This is a genomic window from Pseudomonas solani, from assembly GCF_026072635.1.
Lineage (GTDB): Bacteria > Pseudomonadota > Gammaproteobacteria > Pseudomonadales > Pseudomonadaceae > Metapseudomonas > Metapseudomonas solani.
On record NZ_AP023081.1, the window covers coordinates 5,619,761 to 5,646,635 of the forward strand.

Consider the following 26,875-nt stretch of genomic DNA (forward strand, 5'->3'; position numbering starts at 1 on the left):
CCTACGAGCCCGCGAGGTCGGGGCGCGGTTGGGTTGACGGGGTACGTGCGTCGGCATCGACGCGTCCTTGCAGGTGCCGGAACAGGCTGGCGATATCGATGATCAGGGCGACCTGCCCCGAGCCGAGGATGGTGGAGCCGCTGATGCCTTCCAGGTGCTGGAACAGCAGGCCGAGCGGCTTGATGACGGTTTGCAGCTCGCCGTGCAGGTTGTCGACGATCAGCCCGGCCTGCTGGCGCCCGAGGCTGACGACCACGATGTTGCGGCGCTTGCCGCGTTGCACCGGCAGCTCGAAATGCGCGGCCAGGTCGATGCAGGGCAGGGGGCGGCCGCGCAGGTCGAGGTAGCCGTAGGCGGCATCGGCCAGTTGCCCGGCTTCCAGCTCCAGGCACTCGGTGACCATGTCCAGCGGCACCACGAAGTGTTCCTCGCCCAGGCTCACCAGAAAGCCGTCGATGATCGCCAGGGTCAGCGGCAGGCGGATGCGGAAGGTGCAGCCGAGGCCGGGGCGCGAGTCGATCTCGATGCTGCCGCGCAGGGCGTCGATGGCGCTGCGCACCACGTCCATGCCGACGCCGCGCCCGGAGAGGTCGGAGACGTTGTCGGCGGTGGAGAAGCCGGCGGCGAAGATCAGCCGCTGGATATCGTGTTCGGGCAGGTTGGCCTGGGGGTCGATGAGGCCACGGGCGATGGCCTTCTCGCGGATGCGCGCGGTGTTCAGGCCGTGGCCGTCGTCCGCCACTTCGATGACGATCATCCCCGACTCGTGGTAGGCGTTGAGGCTCAACCGGCCTTCGGCGCTCTTGCCGGCGGCCAGGCGCTGCTCGGCGGATTCGATGCCGTGGTCGATGGCGTTGCGCACCAGGTGGGTGAGGGGGTCGGCGAGCTTGTCGATCACCGACTTGTCCAGTTCGGTGTCGGCGCCGCGGATCTCCAGGCGGATGTCCTTGCCCAGCTGCTGGCTGACGTCGCGCACTACGCGGTGGAAGCGGTTGAAGGTGTCGCCGATCTCGATCATGCGCAGCTTCAGCGCCGCCTCGCGGATCTGCTCGACACGCTGGTTGACCGTCTGCGCGCCTTCCAGGCACAGGGCGTTGCCGTGCATCTGCGCTTGCAGCTGGGCCCCGGCGGCGCTGATCACCAGCTCGCCGACGAGGTTGATCAGCTCGTCGAGCTTGTGCGCAGCGACGCGGATCTGGCTGCTTTCCTGGACCTTGCGTTCCCGCGAGCTCTTCTGCTTGGCCAGGGCGGCATTGACCGCTTGCGGCGCGACGATGCCTTCCTCCACCAGCACCGCGCCGAGGGCCGGCTTGAGCTCGGCGGCACCGGCCTGCAGGGCCAGGCCCTGGGCCAGTTCGTGCTCGGTGAGCAGGCCGCTGGCGACGAGGATGGCGCCGATGCGCTCGTCGGTTTCGGGCAGTTCCTGGATCAGGCGGATGTAATCGTCCAGGGCGCTGTTGGGCGGCAGGATGCGCAGGGTGCAGAAGTCGTGGATGAATTCGAAGACGTCCTCGATCTCGGCCTTGGCGGCGTCGCTGAGCAGATCGATCTCCATGCCCAGGTAGCAGCTTTCCGGGTCCAGCTCGGCCAGGGGCGGCAGGGCATCGTCGATCACCTGGAGGTTAAGCACATCGCCCAGGCGGCTCAGGTACTGGACGAAGGCGATGGGGTCGAAACCGTTGCGCAGCAGGTCGGCATGGAAGCGCAGGGAGATGTGCCAGGCGCCGTCTTCGGCGACGTTGCCATCGGCCGGCGGCACCGCTTCACCCGGCACCTTGGCCGCCGGCGCGGCCGTGCCCAGGTGGGCGGCGAGGGCGGCGAGCAGTTCGGTCTGGTGTTGTTCGTCCACCGGCAGCTCGCCGGTTTCCGGGTCGATGAGGGCGATCATCGAGACGATTTCGTCGAGGCAGCGCAGCATCAGCGACACCAGCGACGGGTCGAGGGCGCGCTGGCCGTCGCGCACCGCCATGAGCAGGTTTTCCAGGTGGTGGGTGAAGCTCACCAGGGGCGTAAGGGAGAACAGCCCGGCAGAGCCCTTGAGGGTGTGCATGGCGCGGAACAGGCCGTTGATGGCCGCCGCGTCCTCGGGCTGCTGGTCCAGCTGCAGCAGGTACTCCTCGGCCTGCTTGCCGAGGTCGCGGGCTTCCTCGATGAAGCCCAGCAGCAGCTGGCTCCACTGTTCGCCATTGAGCATGGGGGCGCCTCCGTTCAGGCCGCGGCCGGTTGCTCACCGGGCAGCAGCACGTCCAGGCGCAGCAGGCTGACGATTTCCAGCGCGGCGCCTTGCAGGTTCACCACTTCGACCGTGTTGCCGGCCAGCACCAGTTGCCGGCGCAGGCCGAGGAGCAGCTGCACGCCGGCGCTGTCCAGTTCTTCCAGCTCGGCGAGGTCCAGGCGCCAGGCCTCGACCCGCGCATTGGCCGCCAGCAGGGCCAGCAGCTCGCCGTGGGCCTGGGCCACCTCGTAGATGGTCAGGCTGCCGCTCAGGGCGAGCTGGGCCGGGGTGGCGGCGGTGTCGAAGGCGATGCTGAACATCTCAGCCCACCAGCTTTTCGACGGCCGCCAGCAGTTGCTGCGGCTGGAACGGCTTGACGATCCAGGCCCGCGCGCCGGCGGCCTGGCCTTCGGCCTTCTTGCTCTGCTCGCTTTCGGTGGTGAGCATGACGATGGGGGTGAAGCGGTAGTCCTTGTGGGCCTTGATTTCCTTGACCAGGCCGATGCCGTCGAGGTTGGGCATGTTCACGTCGCTGATGATCAGGTTGATCTTCTGGCCGTTGAGCTTGGTCAGGGCGTCGCGCCCGTCGACGGCTTCGATGACCTGGTGGCCGGCGCCGCCGAGGGTCATCTTCACCAGTTGGCGCATCGACGAGGAGTCGTCGACTATCAGGATGGTCTTGGCCATGGGGCCTCCAATGATCAGAAAAAGGTGACTTCGCTGTTCTGCGCAGGCTGGCCGTGGCGGCCGGTGCGCTCTTCGTCCGTGGTGAACTGCCGGCGCAGTTCGGTGAGCCAGCGCTGCGGCTGGCCGAGGATCGGGTCCTGCTCGCGCAGGGCACGTTGCAGGCGCTCCAGGTCGCCTTGCAGGTGGTCGAGCATCTGGTCGGAGCGGTCCTGGAATTGCAGGCTGACGATGATGTCCTGGATGTCCGCCTGGGTGGTGCGGGCGTCGCGCTGCAGGTCGCGGGAGGTGTCGGTGAGCTCGTCGAGGTTGGCGCTGAGGCCCTGCATGATGTCGCCGGCCACCTGGTCGAGGTAGCGCAGGTTGTTCTCCTCGCTGACCGAGAGTTCCTCGGCGGCGCTGACGGTGGAGCGGATCGCCTGGTTGATCTCGCCGACCTTCTCGACCATGCGCTGGCCGGTTTCGGCGGAGAGGCTGGAGAGCTTGCGCACCTCGTCGGCCACCACCGAGAAGCCGCGCCCGTAGTCACCGGCCCGGGCCGCCTCGATGGCGGCGTTGAGGGCCAGCAGGTTGGTCTGGCTGGCGATGTCCTGGACGTGCTTGGACATGCTCTGCAGCTCGCTGGCGTAGCTGTTGAGGTGGCCGATGGTGGCCAGCAGTTCGTTCTTGTGGGCGGTGGCGCCGTGGAAGGCGGTGGTGACCTCGTCCAGGCGTTGCTGGGCCTGGCGCAGGTTGTCGGTGACCCCGGCGCCGCCGATCACGCTTTCCGAGCGTTGCAGGGTCTGGTCGAGGCGCTGGGCCAGGCTGGCGAAGCGCTCGAACAGCTTGCTGACATTGCCGCTGACCAGTTGGCGCACCTGGCCGATGTTCTGCTCCCAGGCGGGTAACACGGCGCTGAGCAGGGGCTGGCAATCGGTGGGTGGCGGGGCCACATCCACCGGCGCCGCTTCCACCACCACCGGGGCGCGGGGGCGCAGGAGGAGGGCGGCGACGGCGGCGAGGGCGATGCCGGCACCCGCGACCCAGGGCATCTCCAGCCCCAGGCCGGCGAGGCCGAGGAGGAGGGCGAACCAGAGAACGGAATAGGCCAGCACGGCAACGTCCCGGTAGTGGATGGATACCCGGAACCATAGGAGGTGAAGCGCTTCGTCGAAATCGGGGTGGCCCCTAGGGGCGTCTAGGGGAACCCGGTCATAGCGGAAATGGCGCGGACGATCAGGGCACGCAGTCGCTGATCACCAGACGGTTGCGGCCCAGGGCCTTGCCCTGGTAGAGGCGCTTGTCGGCACGGCGGTAGAGCTCGTCGCCGCTGTGGCCGTCGGCCTGCCATTCGGCCAGGCCGAAGGTGGCGGAGAGGGGGATCACCTGTTCGCCGTAGTGCAGGGGCGACTGCTGCAGGTCGAGGCGCAGCGCCTCGACCAGATGCGCGGCGGCGTCGCGTCGGGTTTCGCGCAGCAGCAGGCCGAACTCCTCGCCGCCCAGGCGGCCGATCAGGTCGGTGGCACGCAGGCGTTGCTGCAGGCGCTGGCAGATGTGCCGCAGGGCCTGGTCACCGGCATCGTGGCCCCAGCGGTCGTTGACCTGCTTGAAATCGTCCACGTCCAGCACCACCAGCACCAGGCTGAGACCGCCCCGTTTGGCCTCCTCGATGCTGCGCTCCAACGCGCGCTGGAAGAAGTCGCGGCTGGCGACGCCGGTCAGCGCATCGCTGTGGGCCAGGCGCCGCAACTGGGCGTGGGCCACTGCACGGCGGGCCTCGTAGATGTGCACGAAGGCCATGATCAGCAGCCCGCAGAGCATGGCGTTGCCCAGGTCGATCAGGCCCTTGGCGTCGGCCGCCGGGGGGAAGCGCAGCAGGTAGGCGATGACCGCCACGGCCAGATAGGGCATGGCCAGGAGAAAGCCGCGCAGCTTGCCCAGCAACAGGTAGGAGAGCACCGGGATCAGGTAGATCCAGACGAAGGCCGTGGGCGAAGCGTCGGGCATGACGATGATGTAGATGAGGAAGCTGAAGGTGGGCAGCAGATAGGCATAGAGCCAGGGCGTGAGGACCTGGACGTGGCGGATGCGCTGGCAGGCCCAGCCGAGCAGGATCGCGGTGGCCATTTCCAGGAAGGACAGGACGAGGTTGCCGGCGATGAACTGCAGCACGGAGAAGCACGCCAGGGTCAGGGCGGTGGAGCTGAAGATCAGCCGTACCAGGGCTCGCTGGTCGGCGTCTTCGAGGCCGGTGGCGCTTTCGTGGGGCTGCTGCATCGACGGGCTCATCCTGCATGCCGTGAGCGCCTAGGCTATCCCAAGGCATTGGCGCCCCGTTAGCCTTTCCTCCGGTTCCGCTCACTTTTTGTACAGGGCATTCGCGCCAGGGATGGGCCGCCCGTCCTACGGCAAGTGGCGTGCATTGCCGTAGGAATAGGACTGGATTACTGTATATAAATACAGTTATTCATGCCGAGCCCTTCATGCCTGCCTCCTTTCCCCCTGCCGTAACGGGCGCTTCCAGCCGGAGCGACGCCTGATGGGCGCCGTGGTCGCCCTCGATGCGCTGCTGGACGAGCGCCGGGTCTGGAAAGGCCAGGCCAGCACTCAGCCGAGCGGTGCCCAGCCCACCGGGCATGCGGCCCTGGATGCGGCCTTGCCGGCGGGCGGGTGGCCGGAGTCCGCGCTCAGCGAAATCCTCGTGCCGGGCACCGGCCTGGGCGAGCTGCAACTGCTCTGGCCGACCCTGGCGCGCCTCACCGCCAGCGCCGAGCGCGTGGCCCTGGTGGGCGCGCCGTACCTGCCGTATCCCCAGGCCTGGCAGGCCGCCGGGGTGGACCTGCGCTGGCTGGTGCTGGTCGAGGCCGAGGGCCGCGACGCCCTCTGGGCGGCCGAGCAGTGCCTGCGTTCGGGCAGCTGCGGCGCCGTGCTCTGCTGGCCACGCCAGGCGGATGACCGCGCCCTGCGCCGGCTGCAGGTGGCGGCGGAAACCGGGCAGACCCTGGCCTTCGCCTATCGCCCCCAGCAGGAGGCGCACAACCCCTCGCCGGCGGCCCTGCGCCTGGCCCTCGACGGCCCCGGCCGGGTGCGGGTGCTCAAGTGCCGGGGTGGCCTGGCGCCGGCCGCCAGCCTGGCCCTGGCGGGGCACTGACATGCGCTGGGCCTGCATCCTCCTGCCGCAGCTGGCCCTGGACGCCGTACTGCGCCGCCGCGACGACCCCGAGGCGCCCCTGGCCCTGCTCACCGGTACGCCCCAGCGCCGCGTGCTGCAGGCGGTGAACCCCGCCGCCCGGGCCCTGGGCCTGCGCGCGGGCATGGGCCTGACCGCCGCCCACGCGCTGACCCGCGATTTCGCCCAGGCCGAGTACGACGCCGCGGAGATCGAGCACTGGCAGCGCTTTCTCGCTGCCTGGGGCTATGGCTTCAGCTCCCATGTGAGCCTGCGCTACCCCCGTGTGCTGCTGGTGGAGATCGCCTCCAGCCTCGGCCTGTTCGGCCCCTGGCCGCGTTTCGAGGCACGCCTGCGCGAAGAGCTGACGGCGCTGGGCTTCCGCCATCGCATCGTCGTGGCCCCCAACCCGGTGGCGGCGCGCATCCTGGCCAACGCCCACGACGGCCTGGCGGTGGCGGAGGGCACAGCCCTGCGTGAGGCCCTGGAGCGTCTCCCGGTGGAGCGTGCCGGCTTCGAGCCCGAGGTGGCCACGGCCCTGGGGCGCATGGGGTTGCGCCGCCTGAAACAGGTGATGGCGCTGCCGCGCGAGACCCTGGCCAAGCGCTTCCCCGCACGGGTGCTGCAGCACCTGGACGAACTGCAGGGCAGCCGTGCCGTGGTCCTGGACTGCTACCTGCCGCCAGATGAATTCAATGGCCGTATCGAGCTGAACTTCGAGGTGGAATCCAACCAGGCGCTGCTGTTCCCCCTGCGCCGCCTCACCTCGGACCTCGCCGCCTTCCTCGCCGGGCGCGACAGCGGCGTGCAGCGCTTCGTATTGCACCTGGAACACGCCAGCCAGGCGGACAGCCAGGTGCCGGTTGGCCTGCTGGGGGCCGAGCGCGACCCGGTGATGCTCTTCGAGCTGGCCCGTGGCCGCCTGGAGCAGTTGCAGGTGGTGGCGCCGGTGCGCGGCATGCGCCTGCAGGCCCGAGACCTGCCGCGCTTCGTGCCCGAGCACCGCGAGCTGTTCGACCCGCGCCCGCAGCAGAACCTGCCCTGGGAGCAATTGCGCGAACGCCTGCGCGCGCGCCTGGGGGATGACGCCGTGCGCGGCCTGCAGGCCCAGGCCGACCACCGCCCCGAACATGCCTGGCGCCTGGGGGTGGACGGCCAGGCCGGGCCGCTGCTGCAGGGGCCGCCACGGCCCGGCTGGCTGCTGCGCGAGGGCCAGCCGCTGCGCGAGTTCGCGCCGCGCATCCTCGCCGGGCCGGAGCGGGTGGAATCCGGCTGGTGGGATGGCGACGACCAGCGCCGCGACTACTACCAGCTGGAAACCCGCGACGGCCGCCGCGCCTGGGCCTGGTGCCCGGCGGGGGAGATCGGGCCCTTCACCCTGCTCGGGTGGTTCGCATGAGCGCCGGGTACGCCGAGCTGCACTGCCTGTCCAACTTCAGCTTCCAGCGCGGGGCCTCCAGCGCCGCCGAGCTGTTCGAGCGGGCGAAGCAGCAGGGCTACGCGGCCCTGGCGATCACCGACGAATGCACCCTGGCCGGCATCGTGCGGGCCTGGCAGGCCGCCAAGGCCAGCGAGCTGCCGCTGATCGTCGGCAGCGAGATGGCCATCGAGCACGGCCCGCGCCTGGTGCTGCTGGTGGAGAACCTGGCCGGCTACCAGCACCTGTGCCGGATCATCACCCGGGCCCGGCGCCGCGCCGCCAAGGGCGAATACCGCCTGCTGGCGGAGGATTTCGACGACGCCCTCGATGGCCTGCTGGCCCTCTGGCTGCCCGGCGAGACAGCGGACGCAGAGGAAGGCCGCTGGCTGCGCGCGCGCTTCCCCGGCCGCCTGTGGCTGGCGGTGGAACTGCACCGCGGCGCCGATGACGCCAGCCGCCTGGCCCGCTTGCAGGCCCTGGCGGCGGAGCTGGGCATTCCCGCCGTGGCGGCCGGCGATGTGCACATGCATGCCCGGGGCCGCCGCGCCCTGCAGGACTGCATGACCGCCATCCGCCACCACTGCACCCTGGCCGAGGCCGGGCAGCGGCTGTTTCCCAATGGCGAGCGGCACTTGCGTTCGCGGGCGGTACTGGAGCGTTTCTACCCGCCGGCGCTGCTGGCCGAGACCCGGGTGATCGCCGCGCGCTGCCGCTTCGACCTCGGCGAGATCAACTACCAGTACCCTCGCGAGCTGGTGGCGGAAGGGCACACGCCGGTGAGCTGGTTGCGCCATCTGGTGGCCGAGGGCATCCCCAAGCGTTGGCCCAAGGGCGCCAGCCCGAAGGTGCTGGAGACGGTGGCGCACGAGCTGTCGCTGATCGAGGAGCTGGGTTATGAGAGCTACTTCCTCACGGTGCACGACATCGTCCGCTTCGCCCGTTCGAAAGACATCCTCTGCCAGGGGCGCGGCTCGGCAGCCAACTCGGTGGTGTGCTTCGTGCTCGGCATCACCGAGCTGGACCCGAGCCGCTTCAACCTGCTGTTCGAGCGTTTTTTGTCCAAGGAGCGCAAGGAGCCGCCGGATATCGATGTCGACTTCGAGCACGAGCGCCGCGAAGAGGTGATGCAGTACGTGTTCCGCCGTTACGGCCGCGGCCGCGCTGCACTCACCGCCGTGGCCAGCACCTACCACGGCACCGGGGCGGTGCGGGATATCGCCAAGGTGCTGGGCCTGCCGTCGGACCAGGTCAACGCCCTGGCCGATTGCTGCGGCAGCTGGAGCGACCACGCACCGCCCGTGGATCGTCTGCTGGAGGCCGGCTTCGATCCCGAAAGCCCGGTGATGCGCCGCGTCCTGGCGCTGACCCATGAACTGATCGGTTTTCCCCGGCATCTGTCGCAGCACCCGGGCGGCTTCGTCATCTCCGAAGCGCCGCTGGACACCCTGGTGCCGGTGGAGAACGCCAGCATGGCCGAGCGCACCGTGGTGCAGTGGGACAAGGACGACCTCGACGCCCTGGGTCTGCTGAAAGTGGATGTGCTGGCCCTGGGCATGCTCACCACCCTGCGCCGTTGCTTCGGGCTGATCGAGCGGCATCGGGGCAGGAAATTGACCTTGGCGGGACTGCCTGAGAAAGACGCCGCCACCTACGAAATGATCAGCCGCGCCGACACCATTGGCGTGTTCCAGATCGAATCCCGCGCGCAGATGGCCATGCTGCCGCGCCTGCGGCCCAAAGAGTTCTACGACTTGGTGATACAGGTGGCCATCGTGCGGCCGGGGCCGATCCAGGGGGATATGGTTCATCCCTATTTGCGGCGGCGGAACAAGGAGGAGTCGGAGGATTACCCCTCCGAGGAGTTGCAGACGGTGCTCCAACGCACCCTGGGTGTTCCGCTGTTCCAGGAACAGGTGATGCAGATCGCCATGGTGGCGGCCAAGTACACAGCGGAGGAGGCCGATGGGCTGCGCCGTTCCATGGCCGCCTGGAAGCGCCATGGCGGCCTGGAGCCCCATCGCATCCGCCTGACCGAGCGCATGCTGGAGAAGGGTTACAAGCCCGAGTTCATCGCGCGCATCTTCGAACAGATCAAGGGCTTCGGCAGCTACGGCTTCCCCGAGTCCCACGCCGCCAGCTTCGCCCTGCTGGCCTATGCCAGCAGTTGGCTCAAGTGCCACGAGCCGGCGATCTTCGCCTGTGCCCTGGTGAACAGCTGGCCCATGGGCTTCTACACCCCCGACCAGGTGCTGCAGGACGCCCGCCGCCATGGCATCGAGGTGCGCCCGGTGGATGTGCGCCACAGCGATTGGGATTGCGACCTGGAGCCAGATGCGCGCGGGCGCCTGGCCATCCGCCTGGGGCTGCGCATGGTCAAGGGCTTCAACGAGGAGGCGGCCATGCGTATCTCCGCTGCACGTGCCCTGCGCGCCTTCGACGACGTGGCCGACCTTTGCCACCGCGCTCGCCTGGATGCCCGCGCCCGTGAACGCCTGGCCGATGCCGGCACCCTGCGTGGCCTGGCCGGCCATCGCCATCGGGCGCGCTGGGCTGTGGCGGCGGTGGAGGAGGAGCTGCCGCTGTTCGCCGGCCTGCCGCAGCAGGCGGAACTGCCCGTGGACCTGCCGCTGCCCAGCCGTGGCGAGGACCTGTACGCCGACTACGACACCCTGGGCACCACCCTCGGCCCCCATCCCCTGGCCCTGCTGCGCGGTGCCCTGGCCAAGCGGCGCTGCCGCAGCTCGCGGGACCTGGCCGCCACCGAGCACGGCCAGGGGGTGAGCGTCGCCGGCCTGGTCAAGGGCCGCCAGCGCCCGCAGACCGCCAGCGGGGTGATCTTCGTCACCCTGGAAGACGAGTTCGGCATGGTCAACGTGGTGGTCTGGAACGACATCGCCGTACGCCAGCGCCGCGTGCTGGTGGGCTCGCAGATGCTGCAGGTGGACGGACGCCTGGAGAGCAAGGACGGCGTGCGCCACCTCATCGCCCGCCGCCTGCACGACCTCACGCCCTTGCTGGCCGGGCTGGATGTGCGCAGCCGGGATTTCCATTGATCGTAGGCATCGTGAAAGCCGCCAGCCCCGCTGGAGCATGAGGGGGGGTGTAGGGTGGATGGCGCTTTTTTCATCCACCAGCGGTGTTCGGCATGACCTCGAATGGTGGACCGATAAAGCGACCTCCACCCGTCCGAGGTTGGTGCCGAACCCAACGGTGAGCCGGATGAAGGTCGCCCATGCACAAAGCCGCCAGCCCGAGGGGGCTTGACCGCTGTGTAGGGTGGAGGTCGCTTTTTACCTCCACCAGCGGTGTTTCCGGCGAGCCCGGATGGTGGACGGGTGGGGCGTCGTCCACCCTACGCCCAACCCGGCGACTGGCCTGCGAAGCCGGGTGTAAGGGAAATGAGACAGCTGTCACATGATGGCAACCTGGCACTGCTTGAATGGCGCCCATTCTCAGTGGAAGGAGCCTTGGATCATGGCAGCCGAAAGCAGTCTGGCGCGCCTGCTCAAACCCGTTGCGGGGCTGGAACCGGCGATGAGCATCAGCGATGTGGCCGACCGGCTGCTGACCCCGGAACACAAGACCTTCCTCTCCCTGCCGGTGGTGGACGCCGAGGCCCGGCCGCTGGGCCTGGTGAGCCGCTACACGCTGCAGGACATCTTCATGCAGCGCTTCGGTCGCGACCTCTGGGGCCGCCGCCCGGTGAGCGAGGTGATGAACGCCACGCCCCTGGTGCTGAGCCTGGAGATGAGCCTGGAGCAGGCCGCCAAGCAGATCACCGCCGAGCTGCAATACCCCATCACCGAGGATTTCATCCTGGTGGACGGCGAGGGCCGCTACCAGGGCCTGGGCACCGTGCTCGACCTGCTCAAGGCCATGGAGCTGCGCATCGCCCAGCGCAACCAGGTGCTGCGCAAGGCGCTGGTGGACCTCAAGGAATCCCAGGCCCAGCTGGTGCAGTCGGAGAAGATGGCCTCCCTGGGCCAGATGGTCGCCGGCGTCGCCCATGAGCTGAACACCCCGCTGGGCTACGTGAAGAACAACGTGCAGTTGCTCGACCAGCTCACCGCGCCGCTCACCGAGCTGGCCCGCAGCCAGGCGGCCCTGGCCGATTGCCTGCGTGATCCGGACTGCGACGAGCAGCGCCTGGGCGATGCCCTGGATGCCGCCGCGGCGATGCGCGAACAGGTGGCGCCGGAGCTGCTGGCAGAAGACCTGCGCCAGCTCTATGGCGACACCCTCTATGGCCTGGAGCAGATCGGCGAGCTGGTGGCCGGGCTCAAGGACTTCGCCCGCCTGGACCGCGCCATGAGCGAGGAAGTGGACCTCAACGACTGCATTCGCAGCGCGTTGCTGATCGCCCGCAACCACATCAAGGACAAGGCCGAGGTGCAGCAGCAGCTGGGCGAACTGCCCCGCGTGGCCTGCGCGCCGTCGCAGATCAACCAGGTGCTGCTCAACCTGCTGACCAACGCCGCCCAGGCCACGGTCGGCTTCGGCCGCATCCAGATCAAGAGCTGGGCCGAGGCGGACTGGGTGTGCATCTCGGTGCAGGACAGCGGCTGCGGCATGGCACCGGACGTGGTGCGGCGCATCTTCGATCCCTTCTTCACCACCAAGCCGGTGGGCGAGGGCACGGGGCTGGGCCTGTCCATCAGCTACAAGATCATCCAGGACCACGGCGGCAGCATTCGCGTGGCCTCTGAAGTGGGGCGCGGCACGCGCTTCCTCATCCGCCTGCCGCGCGTGCAGGCCCGTGAAATGAAACGGAGCGCCTGACCCCATGACTTCGCCCATCCGCGTGATGTTCATCGATGACGAGGAACGCATCCTGCGCAGCCTCGCCATGCAGTTCCGCCGTGACTACGAAGTGCTCACCGAGAGCGACCCGCTGCGTGCCCTGGAACGCCTGGCCAGGGAGCCGGTGCATATCGTCGTCAGCGACCAGCGCATGCCGCAGATGAGCGGCGCCGAGCTGCTGACCCAGGTGCGCGAGATGGCGCCGGACTGCCTGCGCATCCTGCTCACCGGCTACTCCGACCTGGATGCGGCGGTGGAAGCGCTGAACAGCGGCGGCATCTTCCGCTACCTGACCAAGCCCTGGGACCCGCAGGAAATGGCCTTCACCCTGCGCCAGGCGGCGGAGATCGCCGGGCGCCAGGTGCCGGCCCCGGTCGCGCCGCCGGCTGCCAGTACGGCCGTCGCGCTGAGCGTGCTGCTGCTGGACGACGACCCGGAAACCCTGGCCAGCGTCGCCGACTTCTGCATGGGTGGCGGCCATCGCCTGCTGCGCCCGCGCAACCTGGCCGAGGCGGTGGGCCTGCTCAACGACGAGCCGGTGGACCTGCTGGTGGGCGACCTGACGTTTGCCGGGGAAGACACCGCGCCCCTGCTCAAATCCCTGGCCCAGGCCCACCCGCGCCTGCTGAGCCTGGTGGTGACACCGTTCCGCGATACCCAGGCGCTGCTCAAGCTGATCAACGAGGCGCAGATCTTCCGTTACCTGCCCAAGCCGATCCGCCGTGGGTTGTTCGAGAAGGGCCTCAAGGCCGCCGCCGAACAGGCCCAGGCCTGGCATGCGCAACCGCAGCAGCCCCTGGCCCGCAAGGCCGAAGCGCCCCGCGAGGAGCGCGAGCGGGAGAAGGTCGGCAGCCTGCTGGGGATGCTTGGGCGGCTGCGGGGGCGGTTGAGCGCTTGAGCCGGTTTGTTTCCCTGGGCTGAAGCCCAGGCTACGGCCCCGCCCAGGAACGCGGTGCAACCCGGTGCTACCCACAGAAACCGTGGATTATTCTGTGGATAACCTGGGTGCGGATGGGTGCAGGCCCCGGATTCCGGGCGCTGCACCGGGGTGGTGGATTTATGACCGCTCGTCAGGGATGAGCGGCCTGCGCGTCACGGTTGGCGCGCAGTCGCCCTCGCAGGCACGCGGGAACGCACCGGCCTGCGCCTGGGGCGCAACCGGCGCCAACCGATCACCACGCCACTGACGCTGATGGCCAGGCCACCGAGGCTGAAGGCGATGATCAGCACCTCCCGCAACAACGGCCGTTCCAGCAGCGGCTGCCAATCCCAGCTGTGCAGCAGGTTGAACAGCCAGCGCCCGACCCGACGGTTGTCGTCCAGCACATCCAGCACGGCGCCGCTGTAGGGGTCGATCTGCACCCAGCTGTGGCCGGGGTCGTCGAAGGCCAGGCGCAGCAGCGGCAGGCGCTTCGGCTGGCCGCCGTACATGCTGGCTTCGCCCCGGGGGTAGTAGTAGGCGTCGTAGGCCTCCAGCCAGTCGGCTTGCGCCACGGGCTCCGGTGCGGCGGCTTCCAGGATGCTGCGTGGCAGCAGCGCCAGGGCCGGGCCTGCGCCGTTCAGAGGCAGTACGCGGCTGTCGCCCCGGGCATCCAGGGCGCCGAGGTAGGCCGCGCCGCCGAGCATCCGCCATTGCAGTTCCACCGGCTCCAGGCCGGTTTCGCGGAAGCGTTGCAGGGCCTCGTTCACCCCCACATGGAAGGCGCCGCCTCGCAGCTCGCCGCCCTGGAAATCCCGCGCGGTGAGGGGCGAGCGCCCTTCGGTGAGGTGCCAGGGGCGCATGGACATCAGCCCGCTGAAGATCCAGGCGATCAGCAGCAGGCCGAAGCCCAGGCCGGTGAGGTGGTGCCAGCGGGCGAAGCCGGCCGGGTAGGGCGAGCGCGAACCGCTGCGGTAGGGCCTGGAGAAACGCCAGCGCAGCAGGCCGACCACCGCACCCAGCACGGCCATCGCCGTGGCCGCCAGGGACAGGTAGATGACGATGTTGGCCCAGAGGCCATCCAGCACACCGCCGCGCAGCGGGTAGAGCCAGTGCAGCCAGGCGCCCAGGTAGTTCCAGCCGCGCTCCATGCGCCCGGCGTCGCGCACCACCTCGCCGGTGCGCGAGGACAGGTAGAGCAGGCTACCGGCGGCGTCGTCCACCCGCACCTTGTGCAGGGGGCGGTCGGCATCCAGGGCGCGGCTGTGGCTCCACAGGTCTTCGTCCACCCCTTCCAGGTAATGGGCTTCGGCGCCGCTGAAGCTGCGCGCGCTGGCCAGGGCCTGCAGCGGCCCTTGGGCGCCCAGCAGGACGCCGTCGCGGGCGTCCACCGCCAGGTTGGCGTCGCGGTAGCCGAGCAGGTAGCGCGGCTCGCCGGCGATGCTGACCAGGCGCAGGCTCGAGGGGGCTTCGCTGCGGCCGCTGGCCGCGAGCGCCACGCCGGGCTCCACGCAGCAGCCCGCTGCCAGGGGCGGCAGCGGGGCGAGGCGCTCGGCCTGGGTCAGCTTCGGGTAGCCGACGAAGAGCATGACCACGCCCGAGACGAACCACAGGGCCATGAACAGGCACAGGCCGATGCCCAGCCAGCGGTGCCAGAGGTACAGGTGGCGTTTCATCCGGCGGCCCTCAGAAGCGCATGTCCAGGGCCAGTTCCAGGCTGCGCGGCTCGCCCAGGTAGTACTGCGCACCGGTCTGGTGGATGAAGCGCGCGTAGACCTCGTCGGTGAGGTTGCGCAGGCGCGCGGTGACCTTGGTGTCGGCACTCAGGCGGTGTTCGACGAAGGCGCCGTAGAGGGTGTAGGAGGGCACCCACTGGGTATTGGCGTTGTTGGCGTAGACCGAGGACACGTAGCGCGCGTCGACGCCGGTGCGCCAGTCCTCGGCCAGCTCGTAGCTGAGCCAGAGGTTGGCCAGGCGATCGGGGATGTTGACCGGGGTCTTGCCCTTGCGCGAGACGTTGGCGCCGCTGACCACTTCGTTGAACTCGTCGAAGCGCGCGTCGACCCAGGCGAAATTGCCTTCGGCGGTGAGCGTGGGCGTGAGCCGGTAGGAGGCGGCGATCTCGATGCCGTCGGAGGTCTGCTGGCCGGCCTGGATGGTGCTGTTGGGGTTGGTGGCGTCGGCGATGGGGAAGTCCTTGCGGACGATGCGGTAGGCGGCGACGGTGGCCGAGCCGCGGCCTTCGTCGAAGTCCAGCTTGCTGCCCACTTCCACCTGGCGGCCGGTGCTCAGGTCGTAGTCGCGCACCTGGGTAAAGCTGGCGCCGGTGAGGGTGCCGCCCGGCGGCTCGGCCGAGGTGCTGTATTGCACGTAGAGGTTGGCGTCGGAAGTGAACTGCCAGACCAGCCCGGCACGCCCGGTGACGGCGTCCCAGCGGCGCTCGAAGGAGGACGGGGCGTTGGCGCTGACGGCGCCGTGGTTGGTGGCGTCCAGCTCGATATGGTCGTAGCGCAGGGCGGTGACCAGGGCCAGCTCGTCGGTGAGCTGCTGGCGGTTCTCGGCGAAGGCGGAGGTGGTCTTCACTTCGTTGCTGCGCGCCTTGACCAGGCCGGCGGCCATGCCGGGGATGTCGTCGAAATGGCCGGGGTCGAAGGCGCCGGGTTGCACGGTGTCGAAGATCGCCGAGGAGGAGCGCGGGTAAACCGCCTGCTGGTTGACGCTGTAGTCGAGGCCGAAGGCCCAGTCGCTGGCCCGGCCGAACAATTCGGCCTTGTGCAGGAACTCCACGCGGTTGCCGTTGAGCTCCTGGTCGTGGCGCTGCAGGTAGGCGCCGGTGCGCTGGATGGCGCTGTTGTCGGCGGTGTAGCGGTAGGTCTCCAAGTTGCGGTAATCGCGCTGGCCTTCGTAGTGGTAGAAGGTGTTGCGCAAGCTGCTGGCGTCATCGAAGCGGTAGTCGGTGATGGAGCGCAGCCAGCGGGTGCGCTGCTCGTAGCGGCCGTCTTCGACGTTGTAGTTGGAGAAGCGATCGTGGCGGTCGATCTTCAGTTCGCCGGCCTTGGGGTTGAGGGTCGGCGCGCCCCAGTAGGGGCTGTCTTCCTTCTCTTCCAGGTACTCGATGGCCAGGGTGTGGGAGAGGTTGTCGGTGAGGTCGCTGAGCAGGGAGAAGGCGAAGTTGCCGGCGCCGCGCTCCTGGCGATCGATGTAGCCGTTGCCGTCGTTGCGGCTGTAGTCGAGGCGGGCGTAGTGGTGCGGGCCGGGGCCGTCGTTGAGCACGCGGTTGATGCCGATGGAGACCTCGCGGTCGTCGAAGCGGGCATAGCGGATGCGCGCCTCGCCGCTGTTCTCGCGGCTGGCCAGGCGGGTGACGTAGTTGAGGCTGCCGCCCACCGAACCGCTGCCGTGGAGGAAGGAGGAGGGGCCGCCGATCAGCTCGACGCGGTCGTAGATCCAGGCGTCCACCGGGCGGTTGGCACTGGTGTATTGCAGGCTGATGCCGTTGTACAGCTGGTTGACCTGGGCGCCGTTGAAGCCGCGGTAGGCGACGTAGCCGCCCCAGCCGGGCGGGGCCGAGGCGTTGACGCCGGGCAGGGCGTTGGCGACATCGAGGGAATTGCGCGCGCCGATGCGCTCGATCTTCTCGCGGCCGGCGATGGCCACCGAGGCGGGGTTCTCGCGGGGGCTGAGGCCCAGGCGCGAGGTGCCTTCGGCAGCGGCGTCGAGATCAAGGCCGGGCTTTTCCCCGGCGGCACTGATGGTGCTGGCGGGCAGTTCCAGGGCGTTACTGGCGTGTTGGGCGTAGGCGGGCGAGCAGGCACAGGCCAGCAGCACCAGGCAGGTGTGTTTCGGGTTCATCGGCTCTTCCTAGTCGAGCGTGCACAGGGGATCCGGCGCGAAGGCGCCAAGTGGTCAGGCGAGCGAGGAAGAGGTGGGGGAGGCGCGGGGGTTGAGGGAAGGCCAGAGTTCACGCGGCGGCGGTTGCGGCCAGCTGTGGGCTTCGATCGGTGTCGCGGGCACGCCGAGGAAGGCGTCGATCTGCCAGCCGATGCTGCTGAGGGCCACGGCCGGGGCGAAAGAGGAGCAGAGCGGGCAGCTGTACTGGGAGGCGAGCTGGGGCAGTTGCTTGCCGCTGTCGTCGATCCCGGCACCTTCGGCGTCGGTGGCCGAACAGAAGGCACCGCCCAGGCCGCTGAGGGCCAGGCCGCTCATCTGGCCGTGGTGAATACCGCAGGCGAACAGGCTGAACAGGACGCTTGCGTAGAGCATCCAGGCGATCAGCGGGCGTTCGGTGCGGGTGAATTTCATGGGCGGCGACTTTAGCAGGTCGATGGGCCGCTCGGGAGTGGCCGCTCGTGGCGTTTTGCCGCAGGGCCGTGCGGGCAGGAATAACCGGGAAAGTGGGCAATGGGCGCGCATCGGGCCAGCCGACGGCGCCCTGGCTATCACTCGCTGTTGCAGCCCCAGCTGCGCACCAGGCAGGCGTTGCCGCCGCGGTCCTGGCATTCGGAAATGGCGCGGGACTGGGCGTTGCCGGCGTTGAAGTCGGCGCCCCAGCCATAGGCGGTGGAGCCATTGACCTGGTCGGCGGCGTAGGCGGCGCAGCCGCTTTCGAAATTCAGCACCACTTCGCAGTTGCTGCCGCACTCGCTCAGGGCGCGGTCCTGGGCCTGGGACAGGTCCGGGTAGTCGTAGGCGAAGCCGTATTGCAGGCCCTGGTTGCTGTCGATGGCCAGGGCGCCGGCAGCGTGCACCTGGGTGGCGGCCAGGCCGAATGCCAGGCACAGGGAAAGTTTGCGGGCGATAGCCAGGGTCCGCTGCATGGTGAGTCCTCGAAGGGCCCGCAGGATGGGAAGGTGGGTGCGGGTGGAGGGAGACTAAAGGGAAGGGATGACGATGGCTAGTATTTCGCCATCACTCGCTGCACTGACACCGTACGCGCAGTCCTCGCGTGCCAGTACTCACACTGCCCCCTATGAATAAGCAGACAATTAGGGTGGCTTTCCAAGTAAGTAAGTTCTTACGGCAAAACTTAAATTACTTACAACGCTCGCAATAAAAGATCACTTGGATATTCCACTGATATGACACTTGCCTGGCGCGGACAGGTAATTATCGGACTGATTCACGTAGTGCCTCATTCATGGGCTTGATGGTTCTTGTTTAAGTTTGCCTGCACTTTAGCCTCGGCCTCGTCAGTTCAAGGCGTCACGCGGTCAATAAAACCCCTTAATGACCTGGAAATTGTCGAGCCAGAGTTACACCTGCACCTGCCGCGCAAGTGAATAAACCTGCAACGCTTCAATAAAAACGCCACACGTCGCCTTGCTCCAAGAACAACAATAAAAGAGGACGATGCAATGCTTTCAAGATGCTTGCCACTTCAAAGACGCAATTACTCGATCCTGCTTTGCACAGGGGCGCTGGCCATGCCGGCAGCGGCCGATCTGATCGACGACAGCAGCGCTCGGCTGGACCTGCGCAACTACTACTTCAATCGTGACTTTCGCGAGGGCCGTGTTGCCGACCGTGAGGAGTGGGCACAGGGTTTCATCCTGCGCCTGGACTCGGGCTTCACCGAAGGCAGCATGGGCGTTGGCGTCGATGCCATCGGCATGCTCGGCGTCAAGCTGGACTCGGCGCCGGGGAGCAGCGGTACCGGGTTGCTGCAGGTGGACCGCAATGGCCGTGCGAAGGATGACTATTCGAAGCTCGCCCTGGCCGGGAAGATCAAGTCCGGCAAGACCCAGCTCAAGCTCGGGTCACTCGCGCCGCCGGTCCTGCCGACACTCAAACCCAACGATGGTCGCCTATTCCCGCAGCTGTTCGAAGGCGGGCTGCTGACCTCCGCCGAGTTCGAGAACCTGGAGCTGACCGCAGGGCGTTTGAGCCGGGTCATGCAGCGCAACGCCACGCAGTACACGCCACTGCGGCTGAACACCCTGAACCGGCGCTTCCAGGGGCATGGCGCGACGGCGGCGCACTTCGACACGGCCGGGGTCGACTACCGATTCCAGGCGCACTGGCTGGGTCGCTACCACATCGCCCAACTGGAGGATATCTACCGCCAGCAAGTCTTCGTCCTGAGCCACAAGGGCGCCCTGGGTGCCGGAGCCCTGAGCAGCGACCTGCGCTTGAGCTACATGCGCGACCATGGAGGCGCCAAGGGCGGCAAGATCGACAACCGGGCCCTGCAGGGGTTTCTCGGGTATGCCTACGCCGGCCACAGTCTCGGCGTGGCCTACCAGCGGATGATGGGGGATACCGGCTACGCCTACCTCCTGGGCTCGGATGCCAACCTGATCAACTTGTCGATACTCGGCGACTTCGCCAATGCCAAGGAGCGTTCCTGGGCATTGCGCTATGGGTATGACTTCGCCGGCCTGGGATTACCCGGCCTTAGTCTCAATAGCCGTTATATGTTCGGCGACCATGCCGAGATCATCGGAACTCGCAAGATCGGCACGTCCTGGGAGCTGGATAATGAACTGCGCTATGTCGTGCAGAACGGTCCGCTGAAGGACGTCAGTGTTCGCTTGCGCAGTGCGGTCTTTCGTTCCAATCACGCGGTTAACTTCCAGCGCGACACCAACGATACACGCCTGATGTTCAACTACTCGTGGGTCATCCGGTAGTTAATTTCGGCGATTCAATAACGAAACCACTGCAATGGCTCGCACCTATAAATATAAAGAGGCTATTCCTATGCAACGTCACGTATCGAACTGTCTGGCCAGCCTGTTGTTGCTGACGCTCATCAACCCAAGCGAAGCCAGGCAAGCTGACCCGGAGCAAGCGATCCCGGAATTCCGCCCGGGTTACCTGGTGGGCTACCTGCAGAAGGAAGACCTGCCCAATAGCCTGGCGCTGCTACCGCCACCGCCTGCTGCTGGCACGCCGGCGTTCCTGCTGGACCAGACACTGGCCGCAAAAAGCCAGGCTTTGCGGGGCAGTGCGCGCTGGGAGCTGGCTATCCGCGATGCCGACCTGAAATTCCCCGCTGCCGCCGGGACCTTTTCCTGTGCCCTGGGTGCGCCCATCAGCGAGCAGCAGACACCGGCGTTGTACAGGCTACTGCGCCGGACCTTGGCCGACGCCGGCCTGGCGACCTACAGCGCCAAGACGCGCTACAGCCGTACTCGGCCTTTCGTGCTGAACCAGCAGCCCAGTTGCACCCCGGAGGATGAGCCGAAGCTGGCAAAGGATGGTTCCTATCCATCCGGGCATAGCGCGATTGGCTGGGCCTGGGCACTGGTGCTGAGCGAACTGGCTCCGGAACATGCCGACGCCATCTGGGCCCGTGGCCGGGCCTATTCGGAGAGCCGCATGGTGTGCAACGTGCACTGGTACAGCGATATCCGTGAGGGGCGTGAGGTGGGTTCCACCGCCGTGGCACGCCTGCACAGCGATCCGACCTTCCAGGCCGATTTCGCCATGGCCCGAAAGGAACTCGCAACCGCGCGCAGCCAGGGTCTGGACAGCGGTCGCGACTGTGCCGCTGAGGCTCGAGCCCTGGCGGCGGGCATCGATTAGAGCGCCAGGGAGAAGACCTTGACGCTGTTGGGCCCGCTTCGGCAGGCGCGGCAACCACGCGGGAAGCGTGGTTGCCCGCAGGCTGGTCACTGGCTGCCGCTGGAGCCGCCGGTGGCGCTGCCGCTGCCACCCGAGGAGCCCGAGCCGCCTGTACCGCCGGTGCCGGCGGGAGCGCCGGTACCCGTGCCCGCACCGCCGGTCCCGGAGCCGGTGCCAGCGCCGCCCGTTCCCGAACCGCCGGTTCCGGTGCCGCCAGGCGCGGTGCCAGTGCCGGTTCCTGTACCCGTGCCGGTGCCATTGGTGCCCGGGGTGGGGGCGCCGCCCTGGCCTCCGGTGCCGCTGCCGGCTCCGCCGGTCCCTGACCCGGTTCCGCCCGGTGCGCTCGGGCCGCCGATGCCATTGCCCGGTGACTGGGCGCCGGAGCCGGTCCCGCTGCCACTGTCGGTGGAAGGCGCGGTGGGCGAGCCGGGCGTGCTCGGGCCGGGCACGGTGGGGCCGGTGCCGCCATCGGTTTCGGCCAGCGCGGTGAGGGAGGCTCCGGCCAGGCAGCCGCTGAGCAGGAAGGCAGTCAATGTGTTCAGTTTCATGGGGTTCTCCAGAACAGTGGGGTTACAGGAATTACGGCCCATGGCGGCGGGAAGGGTTCGGGAAGAATGATCAACGGTGGCTCGGCGCCATTGGTCAGGGGAGCGGCAGCCGCAAGCCGGCGTGCTTGATCATGCGGGAGGGTGGCGCATAAGGTGTCACCCTCAAAAAAGGACGAGGCCCGTTCAACCGGGCACCCTGAACGGACAGGACTCCGCATGACCGCTCCCCGCAGTAGCGCCATCGACACCGAACGCTCCCAGGCGGTCGTCCGCCTGGTGATCACCAGCCTCGCAACGCTCTACACCGCGGCTGTCCAGCTCATGGGGCGCATGCCCGAAGAGCTGGCAGTGCCCATCCTCGTCTACAACTCGCTGTTTCTGGTGGTGTCCTTCGTGCTGCTGATGGCCATTGTGCGGCGGCCCGGCAACTACCCCGCGCGGCGGCTGTTCTCCATGGTCCACGACTACGCCGGCATCGGGTTTTCCATGGGCGTGGGCGGGGCGGCGATGCTGCCGGCCTACGGCCTGCTGCTGTGGGTGACGGTGGGCAACGGCCTGCGCTTCGGCTCGCGCTACCTGGCCGTGTCCACCCTGCTGGCACTGGCGGCGCTGGGGGTGATCACCCTGTTCAACTCCTACTGGCAGGAACAGCCCTATGTGGTGCTGACGCTGGTGGTGACCACCATCATCGTGCCGGCGTACGTGAACATCCTGCTGGGCCAGACCCGCCGCGCCACCGAGGCGGAGAGCGCCGCCAACCTGGCCAAGTCGCGCTTCCTCGCCCAGGCCAGCCACGACCTGCGCCAGCCGATCCACAGCATCAGCCTGTTCACCGCCTGCCTGCGCGATGCCGACCTTGGCCACGAGGAACGGCAACTGGTGGACAGCATCGACAAGTCGCTGCACAGCGTGTCGCAGTTGTTCCGCTCGATCCTCGACATGTACAGCCTCGACGGCGGCAAGGTGGTGCCCCGGGCGCAGCCGGTGGCGCTGGGGGAGTTGCTGGAGGACCTGGTGCAACAGAATGCCGAGGCCGCGCGCTGGGCCGGGGTGCGCATCCGCCTGCGGGTGCCGCGCGGGCTGCATGTGCTGAGCGACCCGCATCTGCTGGCGACCATGGTGCAGAACATCCTCTCCAACGCCCTCAAGTACGCGCCGGGCAAGCCGCTGCTGATCGGCTGCCGCCGCCGTGGAGGGCGCTTCGTCATCCAGGTCCACGACCAGGGCCGGGGCATTCCCCCGCAGCACCTGGAGAACGTCTTCGACGAGTTCTACCGGGTGCGCCAGGTGCGCGACAAGGACATCGAAGGCGTCGGCCTGGGCCTGGCCATCGTCAAGCGCCTGGCCGAGCTGATGGGGCTGGAGATCCGCATCGCCTCGCGCCTGGGGCGGGGCACCAGCGTGTCCATTGGCGGCCTGATTGCCAGCGAGGCGCCACGCCATGCACCGCTGCCGGCACGGCGCGCGCCACTGCGCATGCTCGACGGCCTGCGGGTGATCCTCATCGAGGACGACGGCAACGTGCTGCGCGCCACCGCCACGTTGCTGGAGAAATGGGGCTGCATCGTCGAGGCGCGGCCCTCGCTGCCGCCGGGCGATGTGCAATGCGACCTGGTGATCACTGACTTCGACCTGGACACCGAGCTGTCAGGGGCCGATTGCATCGACCAGGTCCGCGCCCGCAGCGGCTGGAAGGTGCCGGCAGTGGTCATCACCGGCCACGAAGTACGCCGGGTGCAGGAATCGGTGGCCGACCCGGACATCCCCATCCTCTCCAAACCCATCCACCCGGCCGAGCTGCGCTCCGTGTTGATGGCGTTGAAGCTGGGCATGCCGGAGCAGGCCGCGGCTAGTTAAGCGGGGTGGTGTCGGGCCTCGCTGCACTCGGCGCCAACCTACGGCGCCGTGCCCAACCCGAGCCACGGCGCTGACCGATGTGTAGGGTGGATGACGCTTTTTTCATCCACCACGCGGCCTTGCAGGCCGCACGGATGCCCGCCTCGTGGGAGCCGAATTCATTCGCGATGGGGTGTCCGGCCGCTCGCATGGCCATGGGCTGGCGATAGGTCTTTCGCGGCTGAAGCCGCTCCCACAGGGAGAGCCTGAAGCGGGGCCGAACATGGTTGTGTTGGGCCTCGCTGAGTTCGGCGCCAACCTACGGCGCCGTGACCAACCCGAACCACGGCGCTGACCGGCGTGTAGGGTGGATGACGCTTTTTTCATCCACCACGCGGCCTTGCAGGCCGCACGGATGCCCGCCTCGTGGGAGCCGAATTCATTCGCGATGGGGTGTCCGGCCGCTCGCATGGCCATGGGCTGGCGATAGGTCTTTCGCGGCTGAAGCCGCTCCCACAGGGAGAGCCTGAAGCGGGGCCGAACATGGTTGTGTTGGGCCTCGCTGAGCTCGGCGCCAACCTACGGCGCCGTGCCCAACCCGAACCACGGCGCTGACCGATGTGTAGGGTGGATGACGCTTTTTTCATCCACCAAGCGACCTTGAAGCCCACACACATGCCCGCCTCGTGGGAGCCAATTCATTCGCGATGGGGTGTCCGCCCACGCATAGCCAGGTGCCTGCAGAAGGTCTTTCGCGGCTGAAGCCGCTCCTATAGAGAGGGCCCGAAGCGGGGCCTGATATCGCTGCTCCCGGGCTGAAGCCCGGGCTACCTAGTGGCGATATCGGATAAGTGGGGTTTAGATCCCCGCCTTGGCGGCCTTGGCTGCGGCGGCGGCGCGGGTGTTGACGCCCAGGGTGCGCAGCAGCGAGGAGACGTGGATGCGCACGGTGAAGGGCGAGATGTCCAGCTCGCGGGCGATTTCCTTGTTCGACAGGCCGTTGGCGATCAGCCGCAGCACGTCCTGCTGACGCGGGGTGAGCTGGGTCAGTTCGGCGTCGTGGGCGAGCAGGCCGGTTTCGCCGAAGCGCACCACGAAATCCCCCTCGCGAATGGCCAGCAGCGCCTCGCCGACCTCGTCGGGGGCGATGGCCTTGCCGATGAAGCCGTCGGCACCGGCGGCCATGACTTCATCGACGGCCTTCTGGCTGTCGACCATGGAAACGATGACGATGGAGCTGCGCTTGAAGGCCTGGCGCAGTGCGCCGATGGCCTCGACGGACTGGCCGGGGAAGAGCAAGTCGAGGATGAACATGCTGGGCGCAGCGCCCTCATTGGCCAGGGCGAGCACTTCCTCCATGCTGCCGGCTTCCTCCACCTGCACGGTGGGCAGTACACGCTGGACGATACGCCGCAGACCATCGCGGAATACGGGGTGATCGTCGGCAACGATGATGCGTTCGGAACTGTTTTCTTCGGACATCCGTTTCTTGTCTTGTTCTTGGGAAGCCGCAAGCCCTCGACGGCGTGTCGACCTGGCCCGCGTGCTTCGGATAATCGACTGCCTGCATCCTGCAGCCCGTGGTTCTTCCCTGAAAGTGTCTCAGGTTAGAGACAAATCGCCGGTCACGCCATCGAACAGATCGCCGCATCGACCATCGGCAATGTCCCTCGAAAGAGTGCTTTTCAGTGCTTCAGCGCTCGCAACCGTCGCCTCCGCCGCTGCATGCCAGGCGCGCGAAGAGCGTGGCGGTGCGCTGTCCACCCGGTTGCGGAGCGCTTCCCTGGCTGGCAACGGGCATAGCCAGCTCGAGTCGCAGCTGCCTCCCTGTTCTGGCGATATCCGTGGAGTGGGCAAGAATGCATAGGCGTACATCCATCATTCATTGCGGCCAGGTGGTCGCCGCCATCGCCCCTGTGGGCGCAAGGAGCAGTACCCATGATCCGACGCATTGCCCTGGCCTTCGGCCTGTTGTTCGCCTGCCTGGCCCATGCCGACCCGGCGCTGGATGCAATGAAGGCGCGGGCGCTGCTGGACCGCGCCGTCGACTATTACCAGGCGCACGGTGATGCGGCGCTGGCCGTCTTCAGCCGCCAGGGCGAGTTCATCGAGGAGGACCGCTACGTGTTCGTGGTGGACACCCACGGCGTGATGCTGGCCAGCGGCGGGCCCTCGGCGGTGCTGATCGGCCGCGATGTGTCCCAGGTGCTGGAACCGGAGTTGCGCGACGCCTTCCAGAAGGTGCTGGCCACCACCGAGCAGCAGGGCGTGCAGACCGCCGAATACCGCTGGAAGAACTGGCGCGACGGACATGTGGAGCGCAAGGAGGTGTATTTCCGCCGGGTCGGCGAGCGCATCATCGCCGTCGGTCACTACCTGCCCCGGGCCACGCCCGAGCAGGCCCACCAGTTCATGGCCCGCGCGGTGAAGGCGATGGAGGCCGACGCGGCGGGGAGCATCAAGGCGATCAATGCGCTGTCGCCCGATTTCCGCGAGGACGACCTGTACCTCTTCGTGATCGACCTGCAGGACCGCCGCTACGTCGCCCACGGCTACAACCTGCGCCTGGTTGGCGTGGACTTCGCCACCATCGACGACCCCGAAGGCAAGCCGGTGGGTGCGCCGATCCTCGAGCTGATGACCAAGGCCGACAAGGGCGACTACGAGTACCGCTGGAAGAACCCGGTGACCGGCAAGGTGGAGTACAAGCACGCGCTGCTGCGCAAGGTCGGCCATTACCTGGTGGTGACCGGCTACTACAGCGACTGACGGGCGCGCGGGGGCGGCCGGCGAGCAGCCCCCGCTGCGGGGCTAGCGGCTGGGGGCCTCGCCGACCACCGTGGTGCGGTACATCTCGCGGCGCATGCCGTGGTAGTCGGAAATGGGCAGGTGCCAGGTGCTGCGGTTGTCCCAGATGGCCAGGGTGCCGGGGCTCCAGCGCATGCGGCAGGTGAAGGTCGGCTGGGCGGCGACGCTGAACAGGTGGGTCAGCAGGGCCGTTGCCTCCGAGGGCCGCAGCCCTTCGATGCCGCTGGTGTAGGCCGGGTTGACGAAGAGCACCCGCTGCCCGGTTTCCGGGTGGCGGGTGATCAGCGGATGGCGGCGCACCTCGCCATCGGTGGCTTCGCCGAAGCGGATGTCCATGTTCTCCAGCAGCTTGTTGTGCGCGGCGCCGACGCCATAGGCGCGCTCCGGGCTGTGGATGGCGTCCAGCCCCTGGAGGAAGGCCTGCAGCGGCGGCGACAGCCAGTCATGGGCCAGCGCCAGGTTGGCGAAGAAGGTGTCGCCGCCGAAGGGCGGGATGTCCTTGCCGTAGAGCAGGGTGAAGGCCGGCGGCTTCTCCTGGAACGACCAGTCGGTGTGCCAGGCGCCGCCGAAGACCACCGGGGTCTTCTCGTCTGCTTCCTTGACCACATGGACCACGTTCGGGTGATCGGGCATGCACTTCACATAGGGCTCGCGGCCGAATTCGCCGAAGGCCAGGGTCACCCGTTCCAGGTCCTCGACTTCCAGTTGCTGGTCTCGGATGAACAGCACCTTGTGGTGCAGCAGCGCCTGGCGCAGTTCGGCGAAGCCGTCCTCGTCCAGCTGTTTCAGGTCGACCCCGCTGACATCCGCGCCCAGGGCGCCGGTGGCGGGAAGGGTCTGGAATCGGCGGGTCTGCAGGGCACGGTTGACGCTGGGATGGGCATGGTAGAACTCGAACATGGCGGCCACCTCTTATCGTTGTCATGGGCCT

Annotated in this window: 21 protein-coding genes; 9 read left to right on the forward strand and 12 right to left on the reverse strand. The window is 68.0% G+C overall.

The window, feature by feature from the left end; all coding sequences use genetic code 11:
- Position 1: 1 nt before the first annotated feature.
- The 5 genes from PSm6_RS25380 to PSm6_RS25400 form a co-directional block, all read right to left on the reverse strand.
- Positions 2 to 2,194: a chemotaxis protein CheA gene (locus tag PSm6_RS25380; RefSeq protein ID WP_021221684.1), complete on the reverse strand. Its 2,193-nt coding sequence runs from the start codon at positions 2,192 to 2,194 to the stop codon at positions 2 to 4.
- 14 nt (positions 2,195 to 2,208) lie between these two features.
- The gene (locus PSm6_RS25385; protein ID WP_021221683.1) at positions 2,209 to 2,535 is read right to left on the reverse strand and encodes an STAS domain-containing protein; all 327 of its coding nucleotides are present in this window, start codon (positions 2,533 to 2,535) and stop codon (positions 2,209 to 2,211) included.
- A 1-nt stretch (position 2,536) separates the two neighbouring features.
- On the reverse strand, positions 2,537 to 2,902 hold the full coding sequence (locus PSm6_RS25390; RefSeq protein WP_021221682.1) for a response regulator: 366 nt from the start codon (positions 2,900 to 2,902) through the stop codon (positions 2,537 to 2,539).
- Positions 2,903 to 2,916: 14 nt separating this feature from the next.
- The gene (locus PSm6_RS25395; RefSeq protein ID WP_371877158.1) at positions 2,917 to 3,930 is read right to left on the reverse strand and encodes a methyl-accepting chemotaxis protein; all 1,014 of its coding nucleotides are present in this window, start codon (positions 3,928 to 3,930) and stop codon (positions 2,917 to 2,919) included.
- 184 nt (positions 3,931 to 4,114) lie between these two features.
- Complete coding sequence (locus tag PSm6_RS25400; protein WP_021221680.1) at positions 4,115 to 5,155, reverse strand: GGDEF domain-containing protein; 1,041 nt, start codon at positions 5,153 to 5,155, stop codon at positions 4,115 to 4,117.
- Positions 5,156 to 5,417: 262 nt separating this feature from the next.
- On the opposite strand from PSm6_RS25400, the gene imuA reads away from it, so the two are divergent.
- The 5 genes from imuA to PSm6_RS25425 all read left to right on the forward strand — a co-directional run bounded on the left by imuA (position 5,418) and on the right by PSm6_RS25425 (position 13,165).
- Positions 5,418 to 6,029: a translesion DNA synthesis-associated protein ImuA gene (gene imuA, locus PSm6_RS25405; protein WP_265168572.1), complete on the forward strand. Its 612-nt coding sequence runs from the start codon at positions 5,418 to 5,420 to the stop codon at positions 6,027 to 6,029.
- A 1-nt stretch (position 6,030) separates the two neighbouring features.
- Positions 6,031 to 7,446 carry a Y-family DNA polymerase gene (locus tag PSm6_RS25410; protein WP_265168573.1) on the forward strand — a complete coding sequence of 472 codons (1,416 nt, stop codon included), beginning with the start codon at positions 6,031 to 6,033 and terminating at the stop codon, positions 7,444 to 7,446.
- Positions 7,443 to 10,520, forward strand: a complete 3,078-nt coding sequence (locus PSm6_RS25415; protein WP_265168574.1) for an error-prone DNA polymerase — start codon at positions 7,443 to 7,445, stop codon at positions 10,518 to 10,520. Before PSm6_RS25410 ends, PSm6_RS25415 begins: the two co-directional genes overlap by 4 nt.
- A 421-nt stretch (positions 10,521 to 10,941) precedes the next feature.
- Positions 10,942 to 12,246, forward strand: a complete 1,305-nt coding sequence (locus PSm6_RS25420; protein ID WP_043247136.1) for a sensor histidine kinase — start codon at positions 10,942 to 10,944, stop codon at positions 12,244 to 12,246.
- Between the two features lie 4 nt (positions 12,247 to 12,250).
- Positions 12,251 to 13,165: a response regulator gene (locus PSm6_RS25425; protein ID WP_021221675.1), complete on the forward strand. Its 915-nt coding sequence runs from the start codon at positions 12,251 to 12,253 to the stop codon at positions 13,163 to 13,165.
- 194 nt (positions 13,166 to 13,359) lie between these two features.
- Here PSm6_RS25425 and PSm6_RS25430 read toward each other — a convergent pair whose 3' ends face one another.
- The 4 genes from PSm6_RS25430 to PSm6_RS25445 all read right to left on the reverse strand — a co-directional run bounded on the left by PSm6_RS25430 (position 13,360) and on the right by PSm6_RS25445 (position 18,003).
- A complete protein-coding gene (locus tag PSm6_RS25430; RefSeq protein ID WP_265168575.1) occupies positions 13,360 to 14,862 on the reverse strand; it encodes a PepSY domain-containing protein in 1,503 nt (500 codons plus the stop codon).
- A 10-nt stretch (positions 14,863 to 14,872) separates the two neighbouring features.
- Entirely contained in the window at positions 14,873 to 17,038 is a 2,166-nt protein-coding gene (locus PSm6_RS25435) for a TonB-dependent receptor (protein WP_043245891.1), read from the reverse strand.
- Between the two features lie 54 nt (positions 17,039 to 17,092).
- Positions 17,093 to 17,488 (reverse strand): DUF2946 domain-containing protein, encoded by a 396-nt coding sequence (locus tag PSm6_RS25440; protein ID WP_021221672.1) that lies wholly within the window; start codon positions 17,486 to 17,488, stop codon positions 17,093 to 17,095.
- A 137-nt stretch (positions 17,489 to 17,625) separates the two neighbouring features.
- On the reverse strand, positions 17,626 to 18,003 hold the full coding sequence (locus PSm6_RS25445; protein ID WP_021221671.1) for a DUF4189 domain-containing protein: 378 nt from the start codon (positions 18,001 to 18,003) through the stop codon (positions 17,626 to 17,628).
- Between the two features lie 537 nt (positions 18,004 to 18,540).
- Here PSm6_RS25445 and PSm6_RS25450 point away from each other — a divergent pair.
- Entirely contained in the window at positions 18,541 to 19,815 is a 1,275-nt protein-coding gene (locus PSm6_RS25450; protein ID WP_371876973.1) for an OprD family porin, read from the forward strand.
- 34 nt (positions 19,816 to 19,849) lie between these two features.
- Entirely contained in the window at positions 19,850 to 20,713 is an 864-nt protein-coding gene (locus PSm6_RS25455) for an acid phosphatase (protein WP_265168577.1), read from the forward strand.
- An 86-nt stretch (positions 20,714 to 20,799) separates the two neighbouring features.
- Here the strand turns inward: PSm6_RS25455 and PSm6_RS25460 are convergent, their stop codons facing one another.
- Positions 20,800 to 21,300 carry a hypothetical protein gene (locus tag PSm6_RS25460; protein ID WP_021221668.1) on the reverse strand — a complete coding sequence of 167 codons (501 nt, stop codon included), beginning with the start codon at positions 21,298 to 21,300 and terminating at the stop codon, positions 20,800 to 20,802.
- A 216-nt stretch (positions 21,301 to 21,516) separates the two neighbouring features.
- On the opposite strand from PSm6_RS25460, the gene PSm6_RS25465 reads away from it, so the two are divergent.
- Positions 21,517 to 23,157 (forward strand): hybrid sensor histidine kinase/response regulator, encoded by a 1,641-nt coding sequence (locus PSm6_RS25465; RefSeq protein WP_021221667.1) that lies wholly within the window; start codon positions 21,517 to 21,519, stop codon positions 23,155 to 23,157.
- An 837-nt stretch (positions 23,158 to 23,994) separates the two neighbouring features.
- On the opposite strand, the gene PSm6_RS25470 is transcribed toward PSm6_RS25465, so the two are convergent.
- A complete protein-coding gene (locus PSm6_RS25470) occupies positions 23,995 to 24,618 on the reverse strand; it encodes a LuxR C-terminal-related transcriptional regulator (RefSeq protein ID WP_184490411.1) in 624 nt (207 codons plus the stop codon).
- Between the two features lie 456 nt (positions 24,619 to 25,074).
- Here PSm6_RS25470 and PSm6_RS25475 point away from each other — a divergent pair, with 456 nt between their 5' ends.
- Positions 25,075 to 25,905, forward strand: coding sequence for a cache domain-containing protein (locus tag PSm6_RS25475; protein ID WP_021221665.1), 831 nt, complete (start codon positions 25,075 to 25,077; stop codon positions 25,903 to 25,905).
- 42 nt (positions 25,906 to 25,947) lie between these two features.
- On the opposite strand, the gene PSm6_RS25480 is transcribed toward PSm6_RS25475, so the two are convergent.
- Positions 25,948 to 26,844: a TauD/TfdA dioxygenase family protein gene (locus PSm6_RS25480; protein ID WP_021221664.1), complete on the reverse strand. Its 897-nt coding sequence runs from the start codon at positions 26,842 to 26,844 to the stop codon at positions 25,948 to 25,950.
- Between the last annotated feature and the right edge of the window lie 31 nt (positions 26,845 to 26,875).

What these genes read in the sequence shown, in the direction of transcription:
- PSm6_RS25410 (WP_265168573.1), top strand. Translation starts at nt 6,031, where the DNA reads ATGCGCTGGGCCTGCATCCTCCTGCCGCAGCTGGCCCTGGACGCCGTA.
- PSm6_RS25380 (WP_021221684.1), bottom strand. Translation starts at nt 2,194, where the DNA reads ATGCTCAATGGCGAACAGTGGAGCCAGCTGCTGCTGGGCTTCATCGAG.
- PSm6_RS25395 (WP_371877158.1), bottom strand. Translation starts at nt 3,930, where the DNA reads ATGCCCTGGGTCGCGGGTGCCGGCATCGCCCTCGCCGCCGTCGCCGCC.
- PSm6_RS25400 (WP_021221680.1), bottom strand. Translation starts at nt 5,155, where the DNA reads ATGCAGCAGCCCCACGAAAGCGCCACCGGCCTCGAAGACGCCGACCAG.
- PSm6_RS25475 (WP_021221665.1), top strand. Translation starts at nt 25,075, where the DNA reads ATGATCCGACGCATTGCCCTGGCCTTCGGCCTGTTGTTCGCCTGCCTG.
- PSm6_RS25435 (WP_043245891.1), bottom strand. Translation starts at nt 17,038, where the DNA reads ATGAACCCGAAACACACCTGCCTGGTGCTGCTGGCCTGTGCCTGCTCG.
- PSm6_RS25415 (WP_265168574.1), top strand. Translation starts at nt 7,443, where the DNA reads ATGAGCGCCGGGTACGCCGAGCTGCACTGCCTGTCCAACTTCAGCTTC.
- imuA (WP_265168572.1), top strand. Translation starts at nt 5,418, where the DNA reads ATGGGCGCCGTGGTCGCCCTCGATGCGCTGCTGGACGAGCGCCGGGTC.
- PSm6_RS25470 (WP_184490411.1), bottom strand. Translation starts at nt 24,618, where the DNA reads ATGTCCGAAGAAAACAGTTCCGAACGCATCATCGTTGCCGACGATCAC.
- PSm6_RS25385 (WP_021221683.1), bottom strand. Translation starts at nt 2,535, where the DNA reads ATGTTCAGCATCGCCTTCGACACCGCCGCCACCCCGGCCCAGCTCGCC.
- PSm6_RS25440 (WP_021221672.1), bottom strand. Translation starts at nt 17,488, where the DNA reads ATGAAATTCACCCGCACCGAACGCCCGCTGATCGCCTGGATGCTCTAC.
- PSm6_RS25460 (WP_021221668.1), bottom strand. Translation starts at nt 21,300, where the DNA reads ATGAAACTGAACACATTGACTGCCTTCCTGCTCAGCGGCTGCCTGGCC.
- PSm6_RS25425 (WP_021221675.1), top strand. Translation starts at nt 12,251, where the DNA reads ATGACTTCGCCCATCCGCGTGATGTTCATCGATGACGAGGAACGCATC.
- PSm6_RS25445 (WP_021221671.1), bottom strand. Translation starts at nt 18,003, where the DNA reads ATGCAGCGGACCCTGGCTATCGCCCGCAAACTTTCCCTGTGCCTGGCA.
- PSm6_RS25390 (WP_021221682.1), bottom strand. Translation starts at nt 2,902, where the DNA reads ATGGCCAAGACCATCCTGATAGTCGACGACTCCTCGTCGATGCGCCAA.
- PSm6_RS25465 (WP_021221667.1), top strand. Translation starts at nt 21,517, where the DNA reads ATGACCGCTCCCCGCAGTAGCGCCATCGACACCGAACGCTCCCAGGCG.
- PSm6_RS25430 (WP_265168575.1), bottom strand. Translation starts at nt 14,862, where the DNA reads ATGAAACGCCACCTGTACCTCTGGCACCGCTGGCTGGGCATCGGCCTG.
- PSm6_RS25450 (WP_371876973.1), top strand. Translation starts at nt 18,541, where the DNA reads ATGCTTTCAAGATGCTTGCCACTTCAAAGACGCAATTACTCGATCCTG.
- PSm6_RS25420 (WP_043247136.1), top strand. Translation starts at nt 10,942, where the DNA reads ATGGCAGCCGAAAGCAGTCTGGCGCGCCTGCTCAAACCCGTTGCGGGG.
- PSm6_RS25480 (WP_021221664.1), bottom strand. Translation starts at nt 26,844, where the DNA reads ATGTTCGAGTTCTACCATGCCCATCCCAGCGTCAACCGTGCCCTGCAG.
- PSm6_RS25455 (WP_265168577.1), top strand. Translation starts at nt 19,850, where the DNA reads ATGGCTCGCACCTATAAATATAAAGAGGCTATTCCTATGCAACGTCAC.